The sequence below is a fragment of the Proteus genomosp. 6 genome (assembly GCF_040139785.1).
Classification (GTDB): Bacteria; Pseudomonadota; Gammaproteobacteria; order Enterobacterales; family Enterobacteriaceae; genus Proteus.
The window spans coordinates 1-1,147 of the sequence record NZ_JBEEVJ010000045.1 but is presented as its reverse complement, the minus strand read 5'-3'; the positions used below and the strand labels follow the sequence as shown (position 1 = coordinate 1,147).

At 40.4% G+C, this 1,147-nt stretch carries 2 protein-coding genes; both read left to right on the top strand.

All coding sequences use genetic code 11. From position 1 onward, the window contains the following. Window positions 1–459, top strand: a 459-nt coding sequence (locus ABN212_RS18690; protein WP_349443570.1) for a phage minor tail protein L, incomplete at its 5' end; no start/stop codon positions are given. Between the two features lie 5 nt (window positions 460–464). Beyond that, window positions 465–1,147: C40 family peptidase (locus tag ABN212_RS18685; protein ID WP_349443569.1), on the top strand; the 683-nt coding region annotated here is incomplete at its 3' end.

Here is a 1,147-nt window from a genome sequence, read left to right as displayed (position 1 = left end):
GCATTATGTCTGCATTATGATGATATGTTGAAAGCAAAAGTGATTATTCACGATACACTTTCTCATTATCTCGATGCGGAGAATTTTAGTGATGGGAATGCTTCTGCAGATCCCACCCAAGAGCGAGTATCTGTCTTTTATATTGATAGCAAAAGCGCAGAAACAAATGAGTTTGTTGAATTTACACTGGCGAGTCCAATGGATTTACAAGGTGTGATGATACCTACTCGGCAACTACATTCAATGTGTACGTGGTGTTTACGAGGGCAATATAAATCGGGAGATGGGTGTGATTATGCAGGGCAAAATGGTTATTTTGATAAACAGGGTAATCCTGTTGATGATCCATCACTAGATAAGTGCAGTGGTTTATTGAAAACGGGGTGTGTACCGCGATTTGGTAAAAATAATCCTCTTCCTTTTGGTGGATTTGTCGGTACCTCGTTGTTACGGAAATAATAATGATGCAAAAGAAAATACGAGAGGCGATATTTTCTCATGCAAAAAAGGAATATCCCAAAGAAGCATGTGGCGTTATCGTACAAAAATCCAGAGTAAAGACGTATTTACCTTGTGTAAATGTAGCTACAACACCTCAAGAGCACTTTGTTATTTCTCCTCAAGAATATGCATTATGTGAAGACCAAGGCGTCGTTATTGGTATTGTTCATAGTCACCCAGATGCCACGACTCAACCTTCTGAGTTAGATCAGGCTCAATGTGATGCACTGGGTATCCCCTGGTATATTGTCAGTTACCCCGAAGGGGATTTTCGTGAAATTCTCCCTCGAGGCGAACTTCCTCTTATTGGCCGTCCATTTGTGCTTGGTTTTACGGATTGTTGGGGCCTAATAATGAGTTATTTTAAGCAAACACATAATATTGTATTACCTGATTATCGTGTTGATTATCCATGGTGGGAGCGAGGTGAAGATCGCTATATGGATAATTGGCAAGAAGCGGGATTTGTGAAAGTAGAAGGTGAACCACAAGCAGGCGATATGGTTGTTATGCAGGTTCAATCTAATGTTGCAAATCATGCCGGTATTATTCTGGATGATGGTATGTTGTTACATCACCTTTATGGGCGATTAAGCCAACGAGTTCCTTATGGTGGTTATTGGCGTGATCGCACAGTTATAATATT